Origin of the sequence: Pseudomonas syringae CC1557 (genome assembly GCF_000452705.1) — a bacterium.
GTDB classification, from domain to species: domain Bacteria; phylum Pseudomonadota; class Gammaproteobacteria; order Pseudomonadales; family Pseudomonadaceae; genus Aquipseudomonas; species Aquipseudomonas syringae_F.
Window position 1 is genome coordinate 476,812 of the sequence record NZ_CP007014.1, and the last position, 20,702, is coordinate 497,513.

Genomic DNA, 20,702 nt, shown 5'->3' on the forward strand with positions numbered 1-20,702 from the left:
GAGGTAAGTCATGCTCTCGATTCCTGTTGTTATTGTTTTTCGGCCGTGAAGCGCAGCGCGCCTCACGATCAATGTGTGCTCGTTACCACTTGGCACCGAACACCTGACGCAACTCTTCAAGCGCCGCCGGGTTAAGCGGTTCGGGTCTGGGCTCGGTCATCAGCCACAGGCGAGCAGTTTCTTCCAGCTCTTCCAAGGCATAGCAGGCCTTGGCGACCGAGCTTTCCCAGACCACCGGGCCGAGCCGTTCGAGCATCACGCCGCGCACGCTATTGGCGAGTTGTGCCACACGCTCGGCAACTTTCGGCGAGCCGGGACGCTCGTAAGCGATTAGCGGGATGTGCCCGACCTTCATGACTTGATACGGCGTCAGTGGCGGCAGAATGTCGTCTTCACGCCAGACGCCCGCCAGGGTCAGTGCGACCAGATGCGTCGAGTGGGTGTGCACCACGCCGCCGACCTGCGGGTTGCGGTCGTAGACTTCGCGGTGCAGCGCCAGGGTCTTGGAAGGCTTGCTGCCCGACACCCACTCACCGGCAAGATTGACCTTGGCAATATCGGCCGGGTCCATGCGGCCCAGGCAGGCATCGGTCGGGGTGATCAGCCAGCCGTCGTCGAGTCGTGCGCTGATGTTGCCCGCGCTGCCGACCGTGTAGCCACGACCGTACAACAGCCTGCCGACATCGCAGATTTCCTGACGCAAAGCGTTTTCATCGATCATCAGGCTGCCCCCGCCAATTGCTTGAGGGCCTTGGCGAAGAAGTCGCGTGCGCCGAAATTGCCGGATTTCAGCGCCAGTGCCAGCGGTTGAGCGCCACTGCTGACGGTGGCCGGAACGCCCGGATCAATCTGTGCGCCAATCTGTAGCAATTGCACGCCCAGTGCTTGAACCACTGCGCCGGAGGTTTCGCCTCCCGCCACTACGAAGCGCCGCACGCCAGCGTCCAGCAGGCCTTTGGCGATCTCGCCCAGCGCGGCTTCGACCATTGCACCGGAGCGTTCGACGCCCAATTCTTTCTGCACGGCTTTGACTTCATCCGGGGTGCTGGTGGCATAGATCAACACGGTTTGCCCGGAGTCTCTGGCAAACGCCAGTGCCTGTTCAACCACCGGTTTGCCTGCGGCCAGATCCAGCGGATTGATGCGCAAGGCAGGACGGTTGTCTTCCAGCCAGGCCGCAACCTGACCGTTGGTGGCGACCGAGGCGCTGCCAGCCAGTACCACTTCACCACCACTGATGGCTATTTGTTTAGCCGCGTCAATGTCGCGCAGCTTGCCCGCCTTGCGGAAGTTGCCAGGCAGGCCCAGTGCCAACCCTGAACCACCGGTCAGCAGCGGCAGGTCGGCGCAGGCTTCGCCCAGCGTGTACAGGTCGGCGTCCGACAGGGCGTCAGCAATCGCCATGCTCACGCCCTCGGCACGCAGTTCGGCAATTTTGCTGCGCACGCTGTCGACGCCTTTGGCGACCGTGTCGTAACGCAACAGGCCGACCTTGGCGGAGGTTTGCGCTTGCAGCACACGCACCAGGTTGGCATCGGTCATAGGCGTGAGCGGGTGGTTCTGCATGCCCGATTCGCTGAGCAACTGGTCCTGCACAAACAGGTGACCACGGAAGATGGTGCGACCGTTTTCCGGGAAGGCCGGGCAGGCGAGAGTGAAATCGCTGCCCAATTGCGCCAGTAACGCCTCGCTGACCTGACCGATGTTACCGGCGGCAGTCGAATCGAAGGTCGAGCAGTATTTGAAAAAGATTTGCTCGCAGCCGCGTTCGCGCAGCCACTCCAGCGCAGCCAGGGATTCAGCCACCGCTTCAGCGCTGGGCGTAGTACGCGATTTCAGTGCGATGACAATTGCATCGGCGTCCAGATCCGCCGCCATCTCGGCGCCGGGAATGCCGATGCTCTGCACCGTACGCATGCCGCCACGCACCAGCATATTGGCCAGGTCGGTCGCGCCGGTGAAATCGTCAGCAATACAGCCCAGCAGCGGGCGAGCGTTGTTCAGGCTCATCATTCGCTCCTCAGGCTTTTTCTGGCTTGGCTTTCGGCAATTCAATGCCCGGGAAAATCTTGATCACCGCCGAGTCATCCTCACGGCCGAAACCGGCACTGGAGGCCTGCATGAACATTTGGTGCGCCGTGGCCGACAGCGGCAACGGGAATTTGCTGCTGCGGGCGGTATCCAGTACCAGGCCGAGGTCCTTGACGAAGATATCCACAGCCGACAGCGGTGTGTAATCGGCGTTGAGGATGTGCGGCACGCGGTTTTCGAACATCCACGAGTTGCCGGCGCTGTTGGTGATCACTTCGTACAGCGCGTCGGCATCCACGCCTTCACGCAGGCCGAGCGCCATGGCCTCGGCACTGGCAGCGATGTGGACGCCAGCCAGCAACTGATTGATGATTTTGACTTTCGAGCCCAACCCGTGGACGTCGCCCAGGCGGTAGACCTTGCCGGCCATGCCATTGAGGATGGCTTCAGCCTTGGCGTAGGAATCGGCGGGGCCGGAGGTCATCATGGTCATCTGGCCGGAGGCGGCTTTGGCGGCGCCGCCGGAGATCGGTGCGTCGAGGTACAGCAGGTGTTGCGCGGCCAGCCGCTCGCCGAGCTCCACCGCGAAGGTTGGCGCGACGGTGGCGCAACCAATCACCAGGCTGCCCGGGCGCAAGGCTGCAACTGCGCCGTTCTCACCAAACAGAACGGTCTCGGTCTGCTCGGCATTGACCACGACGGTAATGATCACATCGCAGGCTGCCGCCATGCTGGCGGGAGATTCGCAGGCAACACCACCTTCCTGGGCGAATGCTTCAGTCACGCTGCTGCGCACATCGCAGGCATGCACATTGAAACCGCTGCGCAGCAACGAGCGGGCAATGCCCAGGCCCATCGCACCCAGGCCGATAACGCCAACATTTTTGCTGTTCATGCCGTAATCCTCAAAGTCTGTGTCGATGTCCGTGATGCCGACATTCGAACGTTATTGTTCTGATCTGTGAATCCGATAGTGAATCAATAGGTAAATAATGTGAAGTATTTTTATTTCTAACAAAAATTAACACTCAGGCGGATCTCTTGTAACCATTTTCCATCGCCCACAAAAAAGCCCCTTGTCGGGGCTTGATTGAAATCGTTCGATTGCGACGCGGTCAGAATTTAGGCACTGGCGCGCTGGTGGCGTTTTTCAGTGAACCGCTTTCCTGGCGAACTACGTCTTTGGGCTTGTAGGCGCAGTAACCCGGGCGCGGGCCGATCTTCGGATGGTTGCGGCAGGTGTCCGGGCGTTTATCGTAGATCGTACACAGACGGCTTTTGCGGTCCAGATACAGGCAGTCGTTGTTACTCATGCGCTGCAGGGTGAAGATTTCCGACTTCTGGTTGTAGCGCTCGACGATGCCTTCTTTTTGCAAACGCTTGGCGATGTTCTTCGCCGGATCACCCCGTTCGAACTCATCGACGATGCCGATGCGGATCAGGTCCTTGATCTTCACTTCGACCGGTAACGTGCAGCAACTGGACACGCAGCCCCCGCACATGTGGCTGGAGTACTTGGCCCAGGTATCGATACGATCGAGTTCTGCGGCGGCGATCAAGGTGGATTTCATTTTACTTCCGGGTTTCAGGTGCAACAGGGCGCGCGATCATAAAGGGGCAAGGGGTGAGCGGCAAGCTACAAGCTACAGGCGGCAAGCTAAAAGCAAACGGCTCCTGGCTTGTAGCTCGCAGCTTGCAGCTCGTCGCTGCCTCACCTACCCATGATTTTTACCCAGCAGTGCGTGGTATAGCTCGGTATCGCCGAGAATGCCGACCACCTGATTGCCGTCCTGCAAGACCAGTTTATTGCCTGTCTGGTAGCGGATCTGCAAGGCGTCGCGCATGCCTATGTTGGAATGCACCAGCGTCGGGCGGCGATCCAGACTGTTCACGTCCTGGCCAGGGGTCCAGTTTTGCAGGTCAAGCGGGCCGGCGCCCTGGCGTGCGCCCTTGATCACATTGCCTTCTGCCAGATCAAGCCACGAGTCGCCACTCGGGTCCAGACACACCGAGCCATTGACCCTTGTGCAGTCATCGACGGTGCGCATCAGGCTGCGACCACACAGCACATTCAACGGGTTGGTGTGCGCAACGAAGGTCCGCACGTACTCATCAGCCGGGTTGAGGACGATCTGTTCCGGCACGCTGTACTGCACGATGCGGCCGTCTTTCATGATGGCAATGCGGCTGCCGAGTTTCAGCGCCTCATCCAGATCGTGGCTGACGAACACGATGGTCTTGCTCAGCTTGCTTTGCAGGGCGAGCAGCTCATCCTGCAATCCCTGGCGGATCAACGGGTCGAGCGCCGAGAACGGTTCGTCCATCAGCAGAATGTCGGCGTCCATCGCCAATGCTCGGGCCAGTCCCACGCGCTGCTGCATACCACCGGAAAGTTCGTCCGGCTTCTTGTTGCGCCACTGGGTCAGGCCGACCAGCTCCAGCTTTTCATCCACCAGCTTGCGCCGTTCCTTTTCAGGGCGACCCTGCATTTCCAGGCCGAAACTGATGTTCTCGCGCACCGTCAACCAGGGCATCAGGGCGAACTTCTGGAACACCATCGCGATGCGCTTGGTGCGCATCATCTTCAGTTCGGCGGCGCTGCAATTGGCGATATTGATCTGCGAGCCTTCGTGCTCGACGAACAGCGAACCACGGCTCACGGTATTAAGACCGTTGATACAGCGCAAAAGGCTGGATTTGCCTGAGCCCGAGAGGCCCATCAATACGCAGATTTCGCCCTTTTCGATATCGAGACTGGCGTTTTCGACGCCGACGATCTGTCCGGTTTTCTTGAGGATCTGGTCACGCGTAAGGCCTTCATCCAGAAGCTTGAGGGCCTCACGCGGGTCCTTGGAGAAGATGACGTCTACCTTGTCGAATTTGATGATGCTCATGCGTCGGACCCTTTCTTGGCTTCGGGTTGTTTGCAGATGCGGTCGAGCATGATTGCCAGCAATACGATTGCCAGACCTGCTTCGAAACCGAGCGCGATGTCGGCGGTGTTCAGCGCATTGACCACCGGTTTACCCAAGCCATCAGCACCTACCAGTGCCGCGATTACCACCATCGATAACGACAACATGATGCACTGGGTAATGCCGGCCGCGATGCTCGGCATGGCGTACGGCAGTTCGATGCGGGTCAGCAGCTGTCGCTGTGACGAACCAAAGGCCTTGCCGGCGTCCAGCAGTTCCTGAGGCACATCGCGAATGCCCAGATACGTCAGGCGTATCGGTGCGGCGATGGCGAAGACCACGGTCGAGATCAGGCCCGGCACCACGCCAAGGCCGAACAGCGTGAGCGTCGGGATCAGATAAACGAAGGTGGGAACGGTCTGCATCAGGTCGAGCAACGGGCGGATGATCGTGTAGAACAGCGGTTTGTGCGCGGCAATGATGCCCAGCGGCACGCCGATGACGACACAGACCAGGGTGGCAAATAGCACTTGCGCCAGGGTTTCCATGGTTTCCTGCCAGTAATGCAGGTTCAGGATCAGCAGGAATGAAAGAATGACGAAAACCGTCAGGCCCCACTTGCGCTGGATAAAGTGCGCGAGCGCGCCAATGAGGCCGATCAATACAAACGGATTGAACCAGGTCAGCGCGAAGGTGAATCCGTGGATCATCATTTCCAGTGTCGAGGCAATCGCGTCGAAGTAGTCGGCGCCGTTGGCCGTCAACCAGTCGACAAACGCGGCGATGTACTCGCCCAGAGGGATTTTTTGATCAATCAGCATGGTATCGGATATCCGCTTGCGGAAGGTGGAGAGGGCAACAGGCGGGGCAGGCCCGCCTGCTGTCGGCTTACTGGGTCAGCTTGGCCTTGGCTGCCTCCAGACCAGGTTTGCCATCAACCGTTGTCACGCCTGCGAGCCAGGTGTCGAGCACCTGCGGGTTCTTCTTGATCCACGCTTTGGCGGCGGCATCAGGCTTGATCTTGTCGTCCAGTACATTGCCCATCAGGGTGCTTTCCATGTCCAGTGTGAAGGACAGGTTCTTGAGCAACTGGCCTACGTTGCTGCATTCCTGACTGTAGCCTTTGCGCGTGTTGGTGTAGATCGTCGCCTGGCCATAGTTCGGGCCGAAGAAGTCATCACCGCCAGTCAGATATTTCATCTTGAAGCGGGTGTTCATCGGGTGCGGTTCCCAACCGAGGAACACGACGTCGTTCTTGCGCTTCACGGCGCGGTCGACCTGCGACAGCATCGCGGCTTCGCTGGATTCCACTACCTTGAAGCCTGCATCTTTCAGGCCGAAAGCATTCTTGTCGATCATGCTCTGGATCAGACGGTTGCCGTCGTTGCCAGGCTCGATGCCGTAGATCTTTCCGCCCAGCTCTTTCTTGAATTTGGGGATGTCGGCGAAGTCATGCAGACCCTTGTCGTAGAGCGCTTGCGGAACGGCCAGGGTGTATTTGGCGTTTTCCAGGTTGGCGCGCACGGTCTCGACCGTTCCGGCTTCGCGATAAGGCTTGATGTCGTTTTCCATGGTCGGCATCCAGTTGCCGAGGAAAACGTCCATGTTCTTGCCGTCTGCCAGCGACTTGTAGGTCACGGGTACGGAAATCATGGTGGTCTTGGTCTTGTAGCCCAGCGATTCAAGTACCGCGCTGGTCACCGCGGTGGTGACAGTAATGTCAGTCCAGCCTACGTCGGAGAAGTTGACCGTATGACAGGCCTCTGGCTCGGCTGCCTGGGCAAGCACCGGCATACAGAGCGTGGCGGCCAAGAGCAACGATTTGGAACCTTTCATGGGTGGACTCCTGTGAATTTTTTTCTGGTCGTCAGCAGGTGAACGCTGACGCGGCTTATGGGATGGCAGGGCCTTTCGCGAAGCTCCATCACTACGCCGGGCGATCGAGTCGGAACCGATCATCTAACAGGGATAGACAAACGCCTACTGGGGGCGTCGTATCCAGTGCAGGCGGCGTCGCATCCAGTGTGCGCAAGGTCGCTTACAGATTGATTGCATCGTACAAGCGCCCGGTTGCAGCGTCGGAACAGCTGAAAAACGGCCAGTACGTTACGCAGTCGCTGCGTGTGTCGGCAGCGTTGGTTGGCAGGTCGGAGCCTGCGCGAACGCGGACCTTTGGAGGGAGGTATGCCCGACAAGTTCATTTTTCGGAGAGTATTCGCTGGCGAGGAGCCATGCCGGGCATCCATTTTTGGGCACTGCGCGGTTTTCGCACACACAGCTTTGCGGCTGCCACCTTTTAGCGCGAAAACTGTTCACAACCGATTTTTTTCCGAGCGTGCATTGAGTAGCACTCAGCGTGCGGTCGGGCCTTGGGCGTTTCCCTGAAGTGCTACCGAATTGCTCATCTGCTGCGGCAGGCAGTGGACCGTGGCGTCGCAAACAGGCACTCGGGTCGCTGCCGGATAGACGCATCGCGACGTCGTTTTCAGGTGTTATTGAATGGCTGATCAAATTCCGGCATGGGATTTGCGACGTCATCACAAAGCCCTGCAAAGGAAGGGGCTATAACAAGAGCCCGGTCTCGGGCCCACCTTTGCCACATGTGAGGAGATAGTGTGATGACATCGTTCAATGCAGGGGCTCAACCCCAGAACCGCGCGCCACAATCCATCGGCTTTCTGCTGCTGGATAACTTCACCCTGATCTCACTCGCATCGGCGATAGAACCTCTTCGCATGGCCAATCAGTTGTCGGGACGCGAGCTGTATCGCTGGACCACATTGAGCGTGGACGGCGGTCAGGTCTGGGCCAGTGATGGCCTGCAGATCACCCCGGACGCAGCCATGCAGAAAGCCCCGGCGCTGGACATCGTGATTGTCTGCGGTGGCGTCGGCATCCAACGCGCGGTTACCCGTGAACACGTCAGCTGGTTGCAAAGCCAGGCGCGGCAATCCCGTCGTCTCGGCGCTGTATGTACCGGCAGCTGGGCGCTGGCGTGTGCCGGATTGCTGGATGGTTTCGATTGCAGCGTGCACTGGGAGTGTCTGGCTGCAATGCAGGAAGCCTTCCCTCGTGTGTCGATGAGCACTCGCCTGTTCACACTGGACCGCAACCGCTTCACCAGCTCCGGCGGCACCGCGCCGCTGGACATGATGCTGCATCTGATCAGTCGCGATCATGGCCGTGAGCTGTCGGCGGCGATTTCCGAAATGTTCGTCTATGAGCGTATTCGTAACGAGCAGGACCATCAGCGCGTGCCGCTCAAGCATATGCTCGGCACCAATCAGCCGAAGCTTCAGGAAATTGTCGCGCTGATGGAGGCCAACCTCGAAGAGCCGATCGACCTCGACGAACTGGCAGTGTACGTCGCTGTGTCGCGCAGGCAGCTGGAGCGCCTGTTCCAGAAATACCTGCACTGTTCGCCGTCACGCTACTACCTGAAACTGCGCCTGATTCGCGCCCGTCAGTTGCTCAAGCAAACGCCGATGTCGATCATCGAGGTTGCGTCGGTCTGCGGCTTTGTGTCGACGCCGCACTTCTCCAAGTGTTACCGCGAATACTTTGGCATCCCGCCACGCGACGAGCGCGTAGGCTCCAACACCGCACAACAGGTCGCCATGCTGCCCATCCCGCAAGCACTGGTGCTGGCCCCGTTGTCCGGCCCGCTGTCGGCGTTGAGTCAGGCGCGCAATGAGTCGACGTTTGCGAGTGTGCGGCTTTAACAGAAATCCGGTATGCACACGCTGACGAGAAAGGATTTCTCATACGCTGCAAAACACTCGCTTTGCTCATCATCTCCCTCCAGGCACTAAGGTTCAGCAGTGAACCGGTTCTGGAGGGCGATGGAGTGCCTGATCACGCAACAAAACGCTACCTGCGTAAAGGCAGATTCTCTGCGGCTGGTCAGATGTATAGGGTGACTTCGGTGACCAAATGCCGTTTGCCAGTGTTCGCTGACACGCAATTGGGCCGCTTCTTGTACTGGAAATGAAACGCTGCGAAGAACAGGGGCTGGTCAAGTCTCTGGCGTGGGTAATCATGCCTGACCACCTTCACTGGCGGCTTGAACTCAGGGCCGGTGACCTGTCCAGGGTGATGACGCAGGTTAAGGCCCGAAGCTCGATTGAAATTGGAAAAGTGAGCGTTCATCCACACGCCTTGTGGCAATCCGGCTACCACGACAGAGCAGTCCGCGACGAAAAAGACATCGCGCCATTGGCTCGCTATATCGTGGCCAATCCTTTGCGCGCTGGCCTGATGACAAAGGTGGGGGATTACCCATTAGGGATGCGCTATGGGGTTGATTCATCAGAGCCTTCGCGAACGTGTTCGCGAAGGCGGCGTTTCAGGCAGAAGAGCTTCTGGAAACAGAACGCCTCCGATGGGACATCAAAGCGCGAAGCGCGCCACCATGCTGTTGAGGTCCACTGCCAGGCGGGACAGTTCGCCGCTTGCTGCGCTTGTCTGGTTGGCGCCGGTGGTGGATTGCGCTGACAGGTCGCGGATGTTGACCAGGTTGCGGTCGACTTCCCGTGCCACCTGCGCCTGTTCTTCGGCTGCGCTGGCGATGACCATGTTGCGTTCGTTGATCTCTTCGACCGCGATGTTGATGGTGTTCAGTGCCATGCCTGCGCCCTTGGCGATGCTCAGGGTCGATTCGGCGCGTTCGGTGCTGTTGCGCATCGAACCGACTGCCTGCTCCGTGCCGCCCTGAATGCTGCTGATCATGCGCTCGATTTCACTGGTCGATTGCTGGGTACGATGCGCCAGGGCGCGGACCTCATCGGCGACTACCGCGAAACCACGGCCCGCTTCACCGGCGCGTGCCGCTTCGATGGCGGCGTTGAGCGCCAGCAGGTTGGTCTGGTCTGCCAGACCGCGAATCACATCCAGCACCTTGCCGATGTCGCGGGATTCAGTGGCCAGATTGATGATCAGATCGGAGGTTTCTTTTACGTCGCCGCTCATCCGCTCGATAGCGCTGACCGTTTCCTGAACCAGATCACGACCGTCGGCAGCCGAGGTCGCCGCATTGCGTGATGCCTCCGAGGTGCTGATGGCGTTACGCGCCACTTCTTCCACAGCGCTGGTCATCTCGTTGACTGCCGTGGCGGCCTGCTCGATTTCATCGTTCTGCTGCAACAGTCCGCGGGCGCTTTCGTCGGTAACCGCATTCAGTTCTTCAGCGGCCGAGGCCAGTTGGGTGGCGGAGCCGGAGATGCCCTGGAGGGTGTCGCGCAGTTTGTCCTGCATGGTTTTCATGGCCAGCAGCAGACGACCGGCTTCATCGGTGCCGTCGATCCGGATTGGCTGGGTCAGGTTGCCTTGCGCTATGGTTTCTGCAGCGTTGAGGGCAGTGGCGATGGGGGTGGTGATGCTCTTGATCAGCATCCAGGCAAACACGAGGGTCAGCAGCGTAGCGGCAATCAGTAGCCCGATCACCATATTGAATGCTGAATCGTACTCGCTGGAGGCGTCCTGTTTGACCTGGTTCAACTGAGCGGAATTGATCTCCACCAGTTTGCCGAGCACGACGTTCATCTGGTCGGAGTTGCTGACCATTTCGTTATTGAGCAAGTCCTGAAGTTCGCTGATTCTGTTTGCCAGGGTGAGGCTCTTCATGCGTTCTTCAAGCTGGCGGTATTGCCCCAGCAATTGAACGTATTGATCGTAAAGGGCGCGCTCGTTGACGTCGGCGATCAGCTTTTCATACGTCGCCTGGGCATCAGTGATCTGCTTGTTGCGCATGGCCAGCAGGTCGATGGTTTTCTGCTGGGTGGCCGGATCACGGTTGACCAGCAATCGGTAAGACAGTACGCGTAGACGAATACTGACCTCCGCAAAACGGTCGAGGCTCTTGATGCTTGGCACATTGTTATTGGCCAGTACTTCGGTCGCACCGCGGATCTTGCTCATCTGCGACAGGGCGAAAACACCGAGAATCAGCATGAGTGAGCCAATCAAGGCAAACCCCAGGAATGCTCGGGGTGCGATGTTCATATTTCGAAGTGACATACAAGCTTCCAGGGTGAGGTGCGCGTTCCATGCAGCGTGGCGAAGAAGGGAGGTGAAAAAGTAGTTAATGGCTGCCTATCGGTCATGCGACTAAAGTCTTGAGCGAACAGGCACGTGAAGAATGGCGCTGGCGGCTGACGGTTTCGCACCGGGTTGCCTGTTGAACGCGCAAACCCTTGAAAACATTGAGGGCGGCCGCCAGAGTAGTATGGCACTTTGCCCAAAGAGTGTGCGGATTTGTCGCAGCCGGCAATGGTCTGACGAACAGCAGGAACCGGAATCCGAATACGCAGTCACAAGCCCCCTATGCGTGTGCGTTATTGACGTGTTCATGCCGTGACAGGTCATTATTCAAGGCCCGACGCTGGCATGCGCAGTGACTTTTCTTTATCGTGTGCGCCCGTTGAAATTTGCTCGAGAAATCAAAATGTTGGAAGCCTCCCTTAGCCAATTGGAACAACTTGTCGGTGATCTGGTGCAGCAGAACCAGGCGCTTCAAGAGACAAATGCACAGCTCGGTGCCGAGCTGGCAAAAGCCAAGGACGAGAACGAGAACTTGCAACTGAGTCTGATGGAGCAGGAAGAAAAACAGGGCAGCACCGCCGCCCGTATCCAGGCGCTGGTTGATCGCGCGACCAGCGCAAGTGCTGTCAGCGCATGAACGTCGACGGCAGCGGGGTAACCGTTCTTTCGATTCTGGGCAATGAGTACTCGGTCAAGGCGCCGGCCGGTGAAGACCTGACGCTCATGAAGGCGGCCGCGATGCTCAATGCGTCGCTGGCCGACACCAAACGTAAATACCCGACCTTGATCGGCGACCGTTTGCTGGTTCTGGCCGCCCTGAACCTCTGTTCGCAGCAGATCGAGCTTGAGCAATTGCACAAGGTCGAGCTGAAGCGTTATCGCGAGAAGGTCGACGCGACGGTCGATGTGATCACCAAGACCATCTCCCAGGGTTGATCTGGAGGCTGCTTTCAGAACGAATGTGTCTGCTTGCGTCTGCGCCATTGCCCTAGCCTCTCCTCCAGCAACAGTGGGCTGTCGATTTGCTGCCGGCGTGCATGGCTAAATAGGATCAGCGTCAGTTCTGCGGTTACCAGGGCATCGGCGCTGGCGTTATGGCGTTCTTCGGCGTGCAGGCCGAAATATCGGGTCCAGTCGTCGAGCCCGGCATGCCGCAGGTTGGCCTGCTCGAAAAGCATCGGGGCGATTTCGGCGGCGTCGAAAAACGGGTGCTGCAGGCGATAGTTCAGGCTTTCCTTCAGCGCCCGCGACAGCATGTGCTGATCGAAAGGCGCATGAAAACCCAGAATCGGGCTATCGCCGACAAACTCCATGAAGTCCAGCAACGCCTGGGCTGGCTCGCTGCCCGCCGCAATCGTGCTGGGCGCCAGACCATGGATCAACACCGCCGGGCTGACCTTATGGTCGACACGCAGCAAGGTGCGTTCGAACTGCTGGCCCAGATCGATGGCTCCGTCTTCGATCACCACCGCACCGATGGACAAGACCTGGTCACGGTTCATGTTCAAACCGCTGGTTTCCAGATCCAGTACCACCCAGCGTTGTTGGCGCAACGTTTTATCACTTGGCCGCGCGTAGCCAGGTAGCCGTTTGAGCCGCTCCAGTTGATCTGCTTGCAGTGGCACTTGTTTGCGACGCGGCTTCAGCCATTCGAACAGATTCATAGTTGATAACGCAGGGTCAGGCTGGTTTGCAGTCGCTGCGCCTGGCGGAACGACTCGCGCAGGATGCGGCGGTCCAGATGATTGAGCGTATCCGGGTCGATACGATTGGAGTAGGCGAGATTCTGGCGGCTTTGCAACTGATGCTGCTGCATACGGGTTTGCTGGATGAAGTGATAAGCCTCTTCATACGCAGCACCATCCAGCGGGTCGATGACTTCACGCTCAACCAGTTGTTGCAGGCGTTCCTGGGTGTTGTTGGCCGCGATTCCGTTGGCCAGCGCCAGCAGACGTGCGCCGTTGACAAAAGGCGTGAGGCCTTCTGTCTTGAGGTCCAGCGTGTCTTTCTCGCTGCCTTTCCGGGCCAGTACGAAATCCTTGAAGCGGCCTACCGGAGGACGCTGTCGCAGCGCGTTTTCAGCCATCATGCGTTGGAACAGTCGGTTATCCGCCACCTGATCAAGCATGCCACGGCGCAATTGCTCGCAGCCGCTTTCATCACCCCAGACCACACGCAGGTCGAAATAGATGCTGGATGCCAGCAGGTTCTCCGGTGTCGCCTCGCGGACAAAGGCTGCGAAGCGCCTCGCCCATTCCGTACGCGACAGGCACAGCTCTGGATTGCTGGCCATGATATTGCCCTTGCACAGCGTGAAGCCGCACAGCGCAAGACTCTGGTTGATGCGCTCGGCAATCGGCAGCAGCCGCGTGCGAATCTGCTCCGTCTGTGCCGCATCACTGGCTTCGAAAAGAATGCCATTGTCCTGATCGGTGTGCAGTGTCTGTTCACGTCGGCCTTCGCTGCCGAAACACAGCCAGCTGAACGGCACGCCGGGGTCGCCCTTTTCTTCAAGCGTAAGCTCAATGACCCGGCATACCGTGTGATCGTTGAGCAAAGTAATGATCTGCGTAATCTGCGTCGAAGAGGCACCATGGGCGAGCATGCGATCGACCAGTTGGATAATATCGCCGCGCAGGCTGCTCAGCGCTTCAATGCGCGCCGCAGTGCGAATGGTCCGCGCAAGGTGCACCAGATCGACTCGCTGCAATGAAAACAGATCCCGCTCCGACACTACGCCGCACAGTCGCCCGTCCCTGACCAGGCACACATGAGCGATATGCCGCCCGGTCATGGCGATGGCGGCGTCAAATGCGCTCGCGTCGGGGCTCAGATGAAAGGGGGCCAGGCTCATGGTGAGCCTGACGGGCGCGCTGAAGTCGGCATCGACATCGGCGACTGCCTCGCGCAGGTCGCGCAAGGTAAAGATACCCAGTGGCGACTGCTGCTCGTCGACAATCACAATGCTGCCCACCTGCTGCTCATGCATCAGCTTGACGGCTTCACGCATCGGCGTCTCAGGGCTGCACATCACGGGATGCCGCATGGCCAGTTCGCCCAGACGCGTGTTCAGGGAGTACTGCGTGCCGAGGGTTTCAGCGGCGCGCTGCCGAACCTGGTGATTGACCTGATCCAGTAGGCTGCTGACCCCGCGCAGGGCGAAGTCGCGAAACGTGGTGGACAGCGCGAACAGCTTGATGAAAGCCTGCTTGTTCAACTGCAGGCAGAAAGTGTCCTCGGCCGCGCGATGCTCGGTTCGGGTTGCCCGTTCGCCCAGTAATGCCGCCAGTGGAAAGCACTCGCCCGTGGTAATTTCGAACGTCGTCTCGGTGCCGCTCTTTGCAGAATGTGGACGTTCGCCTGCAACTCTGCCTTGTTTGACGACGTAAAAATGTTCTACTGGCCCATCGCCGGGCTTGATGATGCTCTCATCGGCAGCGTAGAACCTGAGCTGACACTGCTCGACCAGATAGGCGAGATGAGCATTTTCCATCTGATTGAAGGGCGGGAATTTTTGCAGGAACTGCATGGTGCCGTGTATGTTCTGCAACACGGCCGTTTTGCCTGCCTGGGTAAAAGCATCTGCTTTGCTCATGGCCTGTACCGCATTCTTGTTATTGGTGACCATGGTCGACCGCTTGCGGCACAGTGCCCATTGGACGTAAGTCTTACGCCTGAGCCGAGCGACACGACCAACGCTGTTGCGCAACGACTGATTTGACGAGTGCAAGGGATTGCGAGCTGCAACCGGCCGGGAAGCCGACGAAATACATCGCGGATTGAGCAACGTCTGCTGTCGGATGAGTTCAGGGAATGATGAGACTGCAATGATTGACCACGACATTCTGAGCGACGACGAACGCAACGCCCTCAATGAGGTGATGCTGACGCCCGAGCGCAATACACCGCAACGGGTACTGATCGTTGATGACGACAGTGACGCTCGCGAGCTGCTGGCTGAAATTCTGAGTCTCAACGACATCAGCTGCATGACTGCGCCCGCCGGTGACATCGCTCTGGAAATGCTCCAGACCCGTCAATCCATCGGCCTGTTGATCACCGACCTGCGCATGGCACCGTTCGACGGGTTGTACCTGATTCGCAAGGTCCGCGAATCGGAACGCGCCGAACTGCCCATCATCATTGTGTCCGGCGACGCCAACGTGCGCGACGCCATTGATGCCATGCACCTGAACGTGGTGGATTTCCTGCTCAAGCCTCTTAACACCAAGCAGCTGGTGAAGCTGGTGAAGCGCGAGTTGGGGATGAGTTGACGCATCGGATGCATGCCTTGAACGGGCATGCACCTGATACAGGCTCCAATAAGATTTACACCCCGTGTCTGGCCTTGAACTCACGACGGCGACGATGCAATACCGGCTCGGTATAACCATTGGGCTGTCGCGTGCCTTCGATCACCAGTTCGACCGCCGCCTGAAAGGCGATGTTGCTGTCGAAGTCCGGCGCCAGGGGGCGATACAGCGGGTCGTTGGCGTTCTGACGATCCACCACCGGCGCCATGCGCTTGAGGCTTTCCAGCACCTGGGCTTCAGTGACCACGCCATGGCGCAGCCAGTTGGCCATGTGCTGGCTGGAGATACGCAGCGTTGCGCGGTCTTCCATCAGGCCGATGTCATTGATGTCCGGCACTTTCGAGCACCCGACGCCCTGATCGATCCAGCGCACCACGTAGCCAAGAATGCCTTGAGCGTTGTTGTCCAGTTCATTCTGGATTTCTTCCGGCGTCCAGTCGGTGTTCGGGGCAAGCGGGATGGTCAGGATGTCGTCCACCGAAGCCGGTTCGCGCTGGGCCAGTTCGGCCTGACGGGCGAACACATCGACCTTGTGATAGTGCAAGGCGTGCAGCGCAGCCGCGGTGGGTGAGGGCACCCAGGCAGTATTTGCGCCGGCCAGCGGATGAGCTATTTTCTGCTCCAGCATGGCGGCCATCAGGTCCGGCATGGCCCACATGCCCTTGCCGATCTGCGCGCGGCCTTGCAGGCCACATTTCAGGCCGATATCAACGTTGGAGTTCTCGTAGGCCGAGATCCATTTTTCGGCTTTCATTTGCGCCTTGCGCACCACCGGGCCGGCTTCCATCGACGTGTGAATTTCGTCGCCGGTACGGTCCAGGAAACCGGTGTTGATGAACACCACGCGCTCGCTGGCTGCCTGAATGCAGGCCTTGAGGTTGACCGTGGTGCGGCGTTCCTCGTCCATGATCCCGACTTTCAGCGTGTTGCGCGGCAAGCCCAGTACCTGCTCGATACGCCCGAACAGTTCATTGGTGAACGCGACTTCCAGCGGCCCGTGCATCTTCGGTTTGACGATGTACATCGAACCACTGCGGCTGTTGCTGCGCGAGTTATTGCCATTGAGGTTGTGGATCGCGGCAAGGCTGGTCAGCAGGCCGTCGAGAATACCTTCCGGCACCTCGTTGCCGTGCTTGTCGAGGATTGCGTCGATGGTCATCAGGTGGCCGACGTTGCGGATGAACAGCAGCGAACGGCCGTGCAGCGTGACTTCGTGACCCTCGGGTGTGGTGTAGACCCGGTCCGGGTTCATGGTGCGGGTGAAGGTTTCGCCGCCTTTGGACACCGATTCAGCCAGGTCGCCCTTCATCAGGCCCAGCCAGTTGCGGTAGACCACCACCTTGTCGTCGGCATCAACGGCTGCGATGGAGTCTTCGCAGTCCATGATGGTGGTCAGCGCCGCTTCCATGAGGATGTCTTTAACGCCCGCCGGATCGGTTTGGCCGACCGGGCTTGAAGCGTCGATCTGCAATTCGAAATGCAGCCCGTTGTGCTTGAACAGCACCGCGAACGGCGCCGAGGTGTCGCCCTGAAAACCCACCAGTTGCGCATCGTCGCGCAGGCCAGTGTTGCTGCCGCCCTTGAGGCTGATGACCAGCTTGCCGTCGATCAGCTTGTAGGCCGTGGAGTCAACATGCGAGCCGGCGGCCAGCGGTGCGGCCTGATCGAGGAACGCGCGGGCGAAGGCAATGACTTTGCCGCCGCGCACTTTATTGTAGCCCTTGCCCTTTTCCGCGCCGCCTTCTTCGCTGATCGCATCGGTGCCATAAAGAGCGTCATACAGCGAACCCCAGCGAGCGTTCGACGCATTCAGCGCGAAGCGGGCGTTCATCACCGGCACGACCAGTTGCGGACCCGCCATCGTGGCTATTTCTTCGTCGACATTTTGCGTGGTGATCTGGAAATCCGCCGCTTCTGGCAGCAAATAACCGATCTCCTCAAAGAATACTTTGTAGGCTGAGGCGTCGTGAGTCTGTCCGGCACGCGACTGATGCCAGGCGTCGATCTGCGCCTGCAATTCATCACGCTGGGTGAGCAGTGCCTTGTTCTTTGGCGCGAGGTCGTGAATCAGTTGGTCCGCACCGGCCCAGAACGCGGCAGCATCGACGCCGGTTCCAGGGATGGCTTCGTTCTGCACGAAGTCGAACAGGACTCTGGCGACTTGCAGGTCACCGACTTGAACGTACTCAGTCATTGCACTTGCCTCACTCTGCTCAGCAGGGTCGAGCACACTCGGGGAGCGCTCTGTTATTGGTTTTCGGTGTCATGTAGTGCGTGGCGATGAATACTACATGAGCCCGTATCGTGTGAAAACGTCGCTTAATATGTCATTAAACGACTGAAATTGAGTATCGAGTCACGTAACGTTTCATGGCGCGCTCGAAAGCGCTCAGGATTGTTCCATAGAGCGTGGCAAATCGTACACGATTGCTGTGTATGAGGGGGTGCACAAGCAGGCCTATACTCAGGCTATTGCCAATTTTCAAATCGTCAGCACAGAGAGAGGAATTGACCGTGGATCATCTCGTCGTAACGCTGGTGGCTCCCGACAAACCGGGTCAGGTCGAACGTATCGCGCAGTGCATCGCCGAGCATGGCGGCAACTGGCTGGAAAGCCGCATGTCACGCATGGCCGGACAGTTCGCGGGGATTCTCAAGGTCGGCGTCGAGCCGCAGCAGTATGACGACCTGATCAAGGCGCTGAACGACCTGTCGGCCCACGGCATCCGCATGCTGCTGGCCGAAAGCGTGGTCGAGACCAGCGGCACCACGCGCCCGATCAGCATGCAACTGATCGGCAATGACCGCCCCGGCATCGTGCGCGACATCACCCGTCTGCTGGCCGGCAAGGGCGTCAACGTCGAGCACCTGATCACCGACGTAGCCCCTGCGCCCATGAGCAGCGAGTTGCTGTTCCACGCCGATGCGGTGCTGGGCGTCCCGGTGGGCTTATCGCTGGATGAGTTGCAGGCAGAGCTTGAAACACTGGCTGATGATCTGATGGTTGAACTGGTGCTGCGCAGCGAGGAGTAAAATCTCCTGTCAGGTTATCCAAGTTAACCGTGCACCTGCCTGTGGATAACCTGGGGGAAGAGCCTTGCGCGCCATACACGCCGTGGCTTGGCGAAGATTGATCAAAAATTCAACAGTTTCAAGGGCTTGTGCACAGATAAGGTAAGTCTGCCTGTGGATAACCCTTGGAGAACACTGTGCAGGCCACGTTCTACGTGGCCTGCACAGTGTTGTGTTTTTTTTGATCAGCGACGACCGCGGGATTTCAGCCAGATATCCACACTGTAGATCGCCAGCCCAGCCCAGATAAAAGCGAAGGTGATAATTGTGCTGGTGGTCAGGTGCTCGCCGTACAGCGCCACTGCCAGCAACAGGACGAGCGTGGGGGCGATGTATTGCAGGAAGCCCAGCGTGGTGAACGGCAAGTGGCGCGCGGCGGCGTTGAAGCATACCAGCGGGACCAGCGTGACCGGGCCGGCGGCGGCGAGCCAGATGGCTTGCGTGGTGGTCCAGAATTCCGGTTGCATGCTGACTGCCATCGGGTTGAACGCCAGCCAGATCAGCGCCAGCGGCACCAGCATCCAGGTTTCGACGACCAGGCCGGGCAGGGCGGCGACCGGGGCTTTTTTGCGGATCAGGCCGTAGAACGCGAAAGTCAGCGCCAGCGCCAGTGACACCCACGGCAGGCTGCCGACGTGCCAGACCTGCTGCGCGACGCCCGTTGCAGCCAGAGCGACCGCGACCCATTGCAGACGTCTCAGCCGTTCGCCGAGCAGCAACATGCCAAGCAGCACGTTGACCAGCGGGTTGATGTAGTAGCCGAGACTGGCCTCAAGCATGCGCCCGTTGTTTACGGCCCAGACATAGACGATCCAGTTGGCGGCAATCAGGGTGCCGCTCAGCGCGAGCACGGCCAGCCGCTGCGGGTTGTTGCGCAGGTCGCGCCACCAGCCTGGGTGCTTCCAGAACATCAGCACGATCGAGCCGAAGAGCGCTGACCACAGTGCACGATGGATGATGATCTCGATGGCTGGAACGGCGGCAATGGCTTTGAAATAAAGGGGGAACAAGCCCCAGATCGTGTAAGCACTCAGGCCTAGAATGTATCCACGGCGTGGATTGGCAGCTTGCATGGAGCGTCCCTTTTAATGCAGAAATTTCCGATTTTATTGCGGGGTGATGCGGTGGATGGTTTTGATCGAGTGCTCGATGTTACACACAGGTTCGACTGATTCACGGCATCTGTGCCGCGCCGCCTGCTCAAGATCGGACGCAGAGCGTCCAGAACTGCATGCCGACGCGGAGCGTCGTACGATAGTCGAGGTTATCGTTCCGCACGCTCATCCGATCAAAACAGCTTCAGCGGTTCTTCATTCAGTGCTGCCATCTGCTCGCGCAGGGCCAGGATGTGATCGCCCCAGTAACGCTCGGTGCCGAACCACGGGAAGCTGTGTGGAAACGCAGGGTCATCCCAGCGACGGGCCAGCCAGGCGCTGTAGTGCATCAGCCGCAGCGCACGCAATGGCTCTATAAGGGCCAGTTCGCGTGGATTGAAATCATGAAATTCGTTGTAGCCGTCCATCAACTCGGATAACTGACCAAGACGTTCCTGACGGTCCCCTGCAAGCATCATCCAGATGTCCTGCACGGCTGGGCCGAGGCGGCAATCGTCCAGGTCGACGATGTGAAACATTTCATCGCGGCACATCATGTTGCCGGGGTGACAGTCGCCGTGCATGCGGATATTGCTGTGCGGCGTCGCCGCGTAAACATCTTCGACGCGTTTGAGCAGGTCACGGGCTACTGACTCGTAGGCTGGCAACAGGCTGCGCGGTATGCAGTCGTTTTCCAGCAGGTAGTTGACCGAGTCATTGCCAAAATTCTTCACGCCCAGTGCTTCGCGGTGTGCGAACGGCTTAGTCGAGCCGACCGCATGAATACGGCCCAGCAACTGACCCAGACGATACAACTGATCCAGATTACCTGGTTCCGGCGCACGTCCGCCTCGGCGCGGGAACAGCGTGAAGCGAAAACCGGCGTGCTCGAACAGGGTTTCGCTGTTGTGCACCATGGGTGCGACAACCGGTACTTCGACGTCGACCAGTTCGAAGGTGAAGCTGTGTTCTTCGAGAATGGCCTCGTTGGTCCAGCGCTGTGGACGGTAGAACTTGGCGATCAGCGGCTGGCCGTCTTCGATACCCACCTGATACACGCGGTTTTCGTAACTGTTGAGCGCCAGGATGCGTGCGTCGCTGAGAAAACCGATGCTTTCGACGGCATCCAGCACCAGATCGGGAGTAAGTGTTGCAAACGGGTGAGCCATGACTACTCCTGCGCGCAGCAGGTTGCCGCGTCGGACCGCTGATGGTAACGCAGACCGGTCCCGGTTCGC

Annotated in this window: 18 protein-coding genes and 2 pseudogenes; 6 read left to right on the top strand and 14 right to left on the bottom strand. The window is 58.9% G+C overall.

From position 1 onward, the window contains the following. Positions 1-82 precede the first annotated feature (82 nt). The 7 genes from otnC to N018_RS02235 form a co-directional block, all read right to left on the bottom strand. Positions 83-721, bottom strand: a complete 639-nt coding sequence (gene otnC / locus N018_RS02205) for a 3-oxo-tetronate 4-phosphate decarboxylase (protein ID WP_024645805.1) — start codon at positions 719-721, stop codon at positions 83-85. Then, entirely contained in the window at positions 721-2,010 is a 1,290-nt protein-coding gene (otnK, locus tag N018_RS02210) for a 3-oxo-tetronate kinase (protein WP_025388739.1), read from the bottom strand. Before otnK ends, otnC begins: the two co-directional genes overlap by 1 nt. A gap of 10 nt (positions 2,011-2,020) precedes the next feature. Then, complete coding sequence (gene ltnD, locus N018_RS02215) at positions 2,021-2,926, bottom strand: L-threonate dehydrogenase (RefSeq protein ID WP_024645803.1); 906 nt, start codon at positions 2,924-2,926, stop codon at positions 2,021-2,023. 220 nt (positions 2,927-3,146) lie between these two features. Then, positions 3,147-3,602 (bottom strand): YkgJ family cysteine cluster protein, encoded by a 456-nt coding sequence (locus N018_RS02220; protein WP_024645802.1) that lies wholly within the window; start codon positions 3,600-3,602, stop codon positions 3,147-3,149. A 144-nt stretch (positions 3,603-3,746) separates the two neighbouring features. Then, on the bottom strand, positions 3,747-4,925 hold the full coding sequence (gene choV / locus N018_RS02225) for a choline ABC transporter ATP-binding protein (protein ID WP_024675248.1): 1,179 nt from the start codon (positions 4,923-4,925) through the stop codon (positions 3,747-3,749). Continuing rightward, positions 4,922-5,767, bottom strand: coding sequence for a choline ABC transporter permease subunit (gene choW / locus N018_RS02230; RefSeq protein ID WP_024645800.1), 846 nt, complete (start codon positions 5,765-5,767; stop codon positions 4,922-4,924). Before choW ends, choV begins: the two co-directional genes overlap by 4 nt. Positions 5,768-5,834: 67 nt before the next feature. After that, positions 5,835-6,782 carry a choline ABC transporter substrate-binding protein gene (locus N018_RS02235; RefSeq protein WP_024645799.1) on the bottom strand — a complete coding sequence of 316 codons (948 nt, stop codon included), beginning with the start codon at positions 6,780-6,782 and terminating at the stop codon, positions 5,835-5,837. Positions 6,783-7,564: 782 nt separating this feature from the next. Here N018_RS02235 and N018_RS02240 point away from each other — a divergent pair. Continuing rightward, positions 7,565-8,668 carry a GlxA family transcriptional regulator gene (locus N018_RS02240; RefSeq protein WP_024645798.1) on the top strand — a complete coding sequence of 368 codons (1,104 nt, stop codon included), beginning with the start codon at positions 7,565-7,567 and terminating at the stop codon, positions 8,666-8,668. Between the two features lie 125 nt (positions 8,669-8,793). Then, positions 8,794-9,250, top strand: a pseudogene (locus N018_RS25990) (REP-associated tyrosine transposase). 85 nt (positions 9,251-9,335) lie between these two features. Here the strand turns inward: N018_RS25990 and N018_RS28480 are convergent. Together N018_RS28480 and N018_RS28485 are read right to left on the bottom strand one after the other, a co-directional pair. Continuing rightward, the gene (locus tag N018_RS28480) at positions 9,336-10,208 is read right to left on the bottom strand and encodes a methyl-accepting chemotaxis protein (protein ID WP_418903464.1); all 873 of its coding nucleotides are present in this window, start codon (positions 10,206-10,208) and stop codon (positions 9,336-9,338) included. Next, positions 10,191-10,961: pseudogene (locus N018_RS28485) on the bottom strand (MCP four helix bundle domain-containing protein); the annotation flags it as partial. The gene N018_RS28480 and the pseudogene N018_RS28485, both read right to left, overlap by 18 nt. A 427-nt stretch (positions 10,962-11,388) precedes the next feature. Here N018_RS28485 and N018_RS02260 point away from each other — a divergent pair. Together N018_RS02260 and N018_RS02265 are read left to right on the top strand one after the other, a co-directional pair. Next, the gene (locus tag N018_RS02260) at positions 11,389-11,622 is read left to right on the top strand and encodes a hypothetical protein (RefSeq protein ID WP_024645794.1); all 234 of its coding nucleotides are present in this window, start codon (positions 11,389-11,391) and stop codon (positions 11,620-11,622) included. Further along, positions 11,619-11,921: a cell division protein ZapA gene (locus N018_RS02265; protein WP_024645793.1), complete on the top strand. Its 303-nt coding sequence runs from the start codon at positions 11,619-11,621 to the stop codon at positions 11,919-11,921. The genes N018_RS02260 and N018_RS02265 overlap by 4 nt, the downstream gene beginning before the upstream one ends. Positions 11,922-11,935: 14 nt before the next feature. On the opposite strand, the gene N018_RS02270 is transcribed toward N018_RS02265, so the two are convergent. Together N018_RS02270 and N018_RS02275 are read right to left on the bottom strand one after the other, a co-directional pair. Next, positions 11,936-12,649 carry a 3'-5' exonuclease gene (locus N018_RS02270; protein ID WP_025388742.1) on the bottom strand — a complete coding sequence of 238 codons (714 nt, stop codon included), beginning with the start codon at positions 12,647-12,649 and terminating at the stop codon, positions 11,936-11,938. Next, entirely contained in the window at positions 12,646-14,580 is a 1,935-nt protein-coding gene (locus tag N018_RS02275; RefSeq protein ID WP_025388743.1) for a DUF294 nucleotidyltransferase-like domain-containing protein, read from the bottom strand. The genes N018_RS02270 and N018_RS02275 overlap by 4 nt, the downstream gene beginning before the upstream one ends. 232 nt (positions 14,581-14,812) lie before the next feature. Here N018_RS02275 and N018_RS02280 point away from each other — a divergent pair, with 232 nt between their 5' ends. Further along, positions 14,813-15,259: a response regulator gene (locus tag N018_RS02280; protein ID WP_024645790.1), complete on the top strand. Its 447-nt coding sequence runs from the start codon at positions 14,813-14,815 to the stop codon at positions 15,257-15,259. 55 nt (positions 15,260-15,314) lie between these two features. Here N018_RS02280 and N018_RS02285 read toward each other — a convergent pair whose 3' ends face one another. Further along, the gene (locus N018_RS02285) at positions 15,315-17,492 is read right to left on the bottom strand and encodes a malate synthase G (protein ID WP_025388744.1); all 2,178 of its coding nucleotides are present in this window, start codon (positions 17,490-17,492) and stop codon (positions 15,315-15,317) included. Between the two features lie 320 nt (positions 17,493-17,812). On the opposite strand from N018_RS02285, the gene N018_RS02290 reads away from it, so the two are divergent. Beyond that, positions 17,813-18,331: a glycine cleavage system protein R gene (locus N018_RS02290; protein WP_025388745.1), complete on the top strand. Its 519-nt coding sequence runs from the start codon at positions 17,813-17,815 to the stop codon at positions 18,329-18,331. 224 nt (positions 18,332-18,555) lie between these two features. Here N018_RS02290 and rarD read toward each other — a convergent pair whose 3' ends face one another. Beyond that, the gene (gene rarD, locus N018_RS02295) at positions 18,556-19,443 is read right to left on the bottom strand and encodes an EamA family transporter RarD (RefSeq protein WP_025388746.1); all 888 of its coding nucleotides are present in this window, start codon (positions 19,441-19,443) and stop codon (positions 18,556-18,558) included. Positions 19,444-19,658: 215 nt separating this feature from the next. Then, positions 19,659-20,633 (bottom strand): serine/threonine protein kinase, encoded by a 975-nt coding sequence (locus N018_RS02300; protein ID WP_025388747.1) that lies wholly within the window; start codon positions 20,631-20,633, stop codon positions 19,659-19,661. Positions 20,634-20,702: the final 69 nt, after the last annotated feature.

Bases quoted from the DNA above. Each gene is read 5' to 3' on its own strand.
- otnC (WP_024645805.1), bottom strand. From the start codon at position 721: ATGATCGATGAAAACGCTTTGCGTCAGGAAATCTGCGATGTCGGCAGG.
- otnK (WP_025388739.1), bottom strand. From the start codon at position 2,010: ATGAGCCTGAACAACGCTCGCCCGCTGCTGGGCTGTATTGCTGACGAT.
- ltnD (WP_024645803.1), bottom strand. From the start codon at position 2,926: ATGAACAGCAAAAATGTTGGCGTTATCGGCCTGGGTGCGATGGGCCTG.
- N018_RS02220 (WP_024645802.1), bottom strand. From the start codon at position 3,602: ATGAAATCCACCTTGATCGCCGCCGCAGAACTCGATCGTATCGATACC.
- choV (WP_024675248.1), bottom strand. From the start codon at position 4,925: ATGAGCATCATCAAATTCGACAAGGTAGACGTCATCTTCTCCAAGGAC.
- choW (WP_024645800.1), bottom strand. From the start codon at position 5,767: ATGCTGATTGATCAAAAAATCCCTCTGGGCGAGTACATCGCCGCGTTT.
- N018_RS02235 (WP_024645799.1), bottom strand. From the start codon at position 6,782: ATGAAAGGTTCCAAATCGTTGCTCTTGGCCGCCACGCTCTGTATGCCG.
- N018_RS02240 (WP_024645798.1), top strand. From the start codon at position 7,565: ATGACATCGTTCAATGCAGGGGCTCAACCCCAGAACCGCGCGCCACAA.
- N018_RS28480 (WP_418903464.1), bottom strand. From the start codon at position 10,208: ATGAAAACCATGCAGGACAAACTGCGCGACACCCTCCAGGGCATCTCC.
- N018_RS02260 (WP_024645794.1), top strand. From the start codon at position 11,389: ATGTTGGAAGCCTCCCTTAGCCAATTGGAACAACTTGTCGGTGATCTG.
- N018_RS02265 (WP_024645793.1), top strand. From the start codon at position 11,619: ATGAACGTCGACGGCAGCGGGGTAACCGTTCTTTCGATTCTGGGCAAT.
- N018_RS02270 (WP_025388742.1), bottom strand. From the start codon at position 12,649: ATGAATCTGTTCGAATGGCTGAAGCCGCGTCGCAAACAAGTGCCACTG.
- N018_RS02275 (WP_025388743.1), bottom strand. From the start codon at position 14,580: ATGAGCAAAGCAGATGCTTTTACCCAGGCAGGCAAAACGGCCGTGTTG.
- N018_RS02280 (WP_024645790.1), top strand. From the start codon at position 14,813: ATGATTGACCACGACATTCTGAGCGACGACGAACGCAACGCCCTCAAT.
- N018_RS02285 (WP_025388744.1), bottom strand. From the start codon at position 17,492: ATGACTGAGTACGTTCAAGTCGGTGACCTGCAAGTCGCCAGAGTCCTG.
- rarD (WP_025388746.1), bottom strand. From the start codon at position 19,443: ATGCAAGCTGCCAATCCACGCCGTGGATACATTCTAGGCCTGAGTGCT.
- N018_RS02300 (WP_025388747.1), bottom strand. From the start codon at position 20,633: ATGGCTCACCCGTTTGCAACACTTACTCCCGATCTGGTGCTGGATGCC.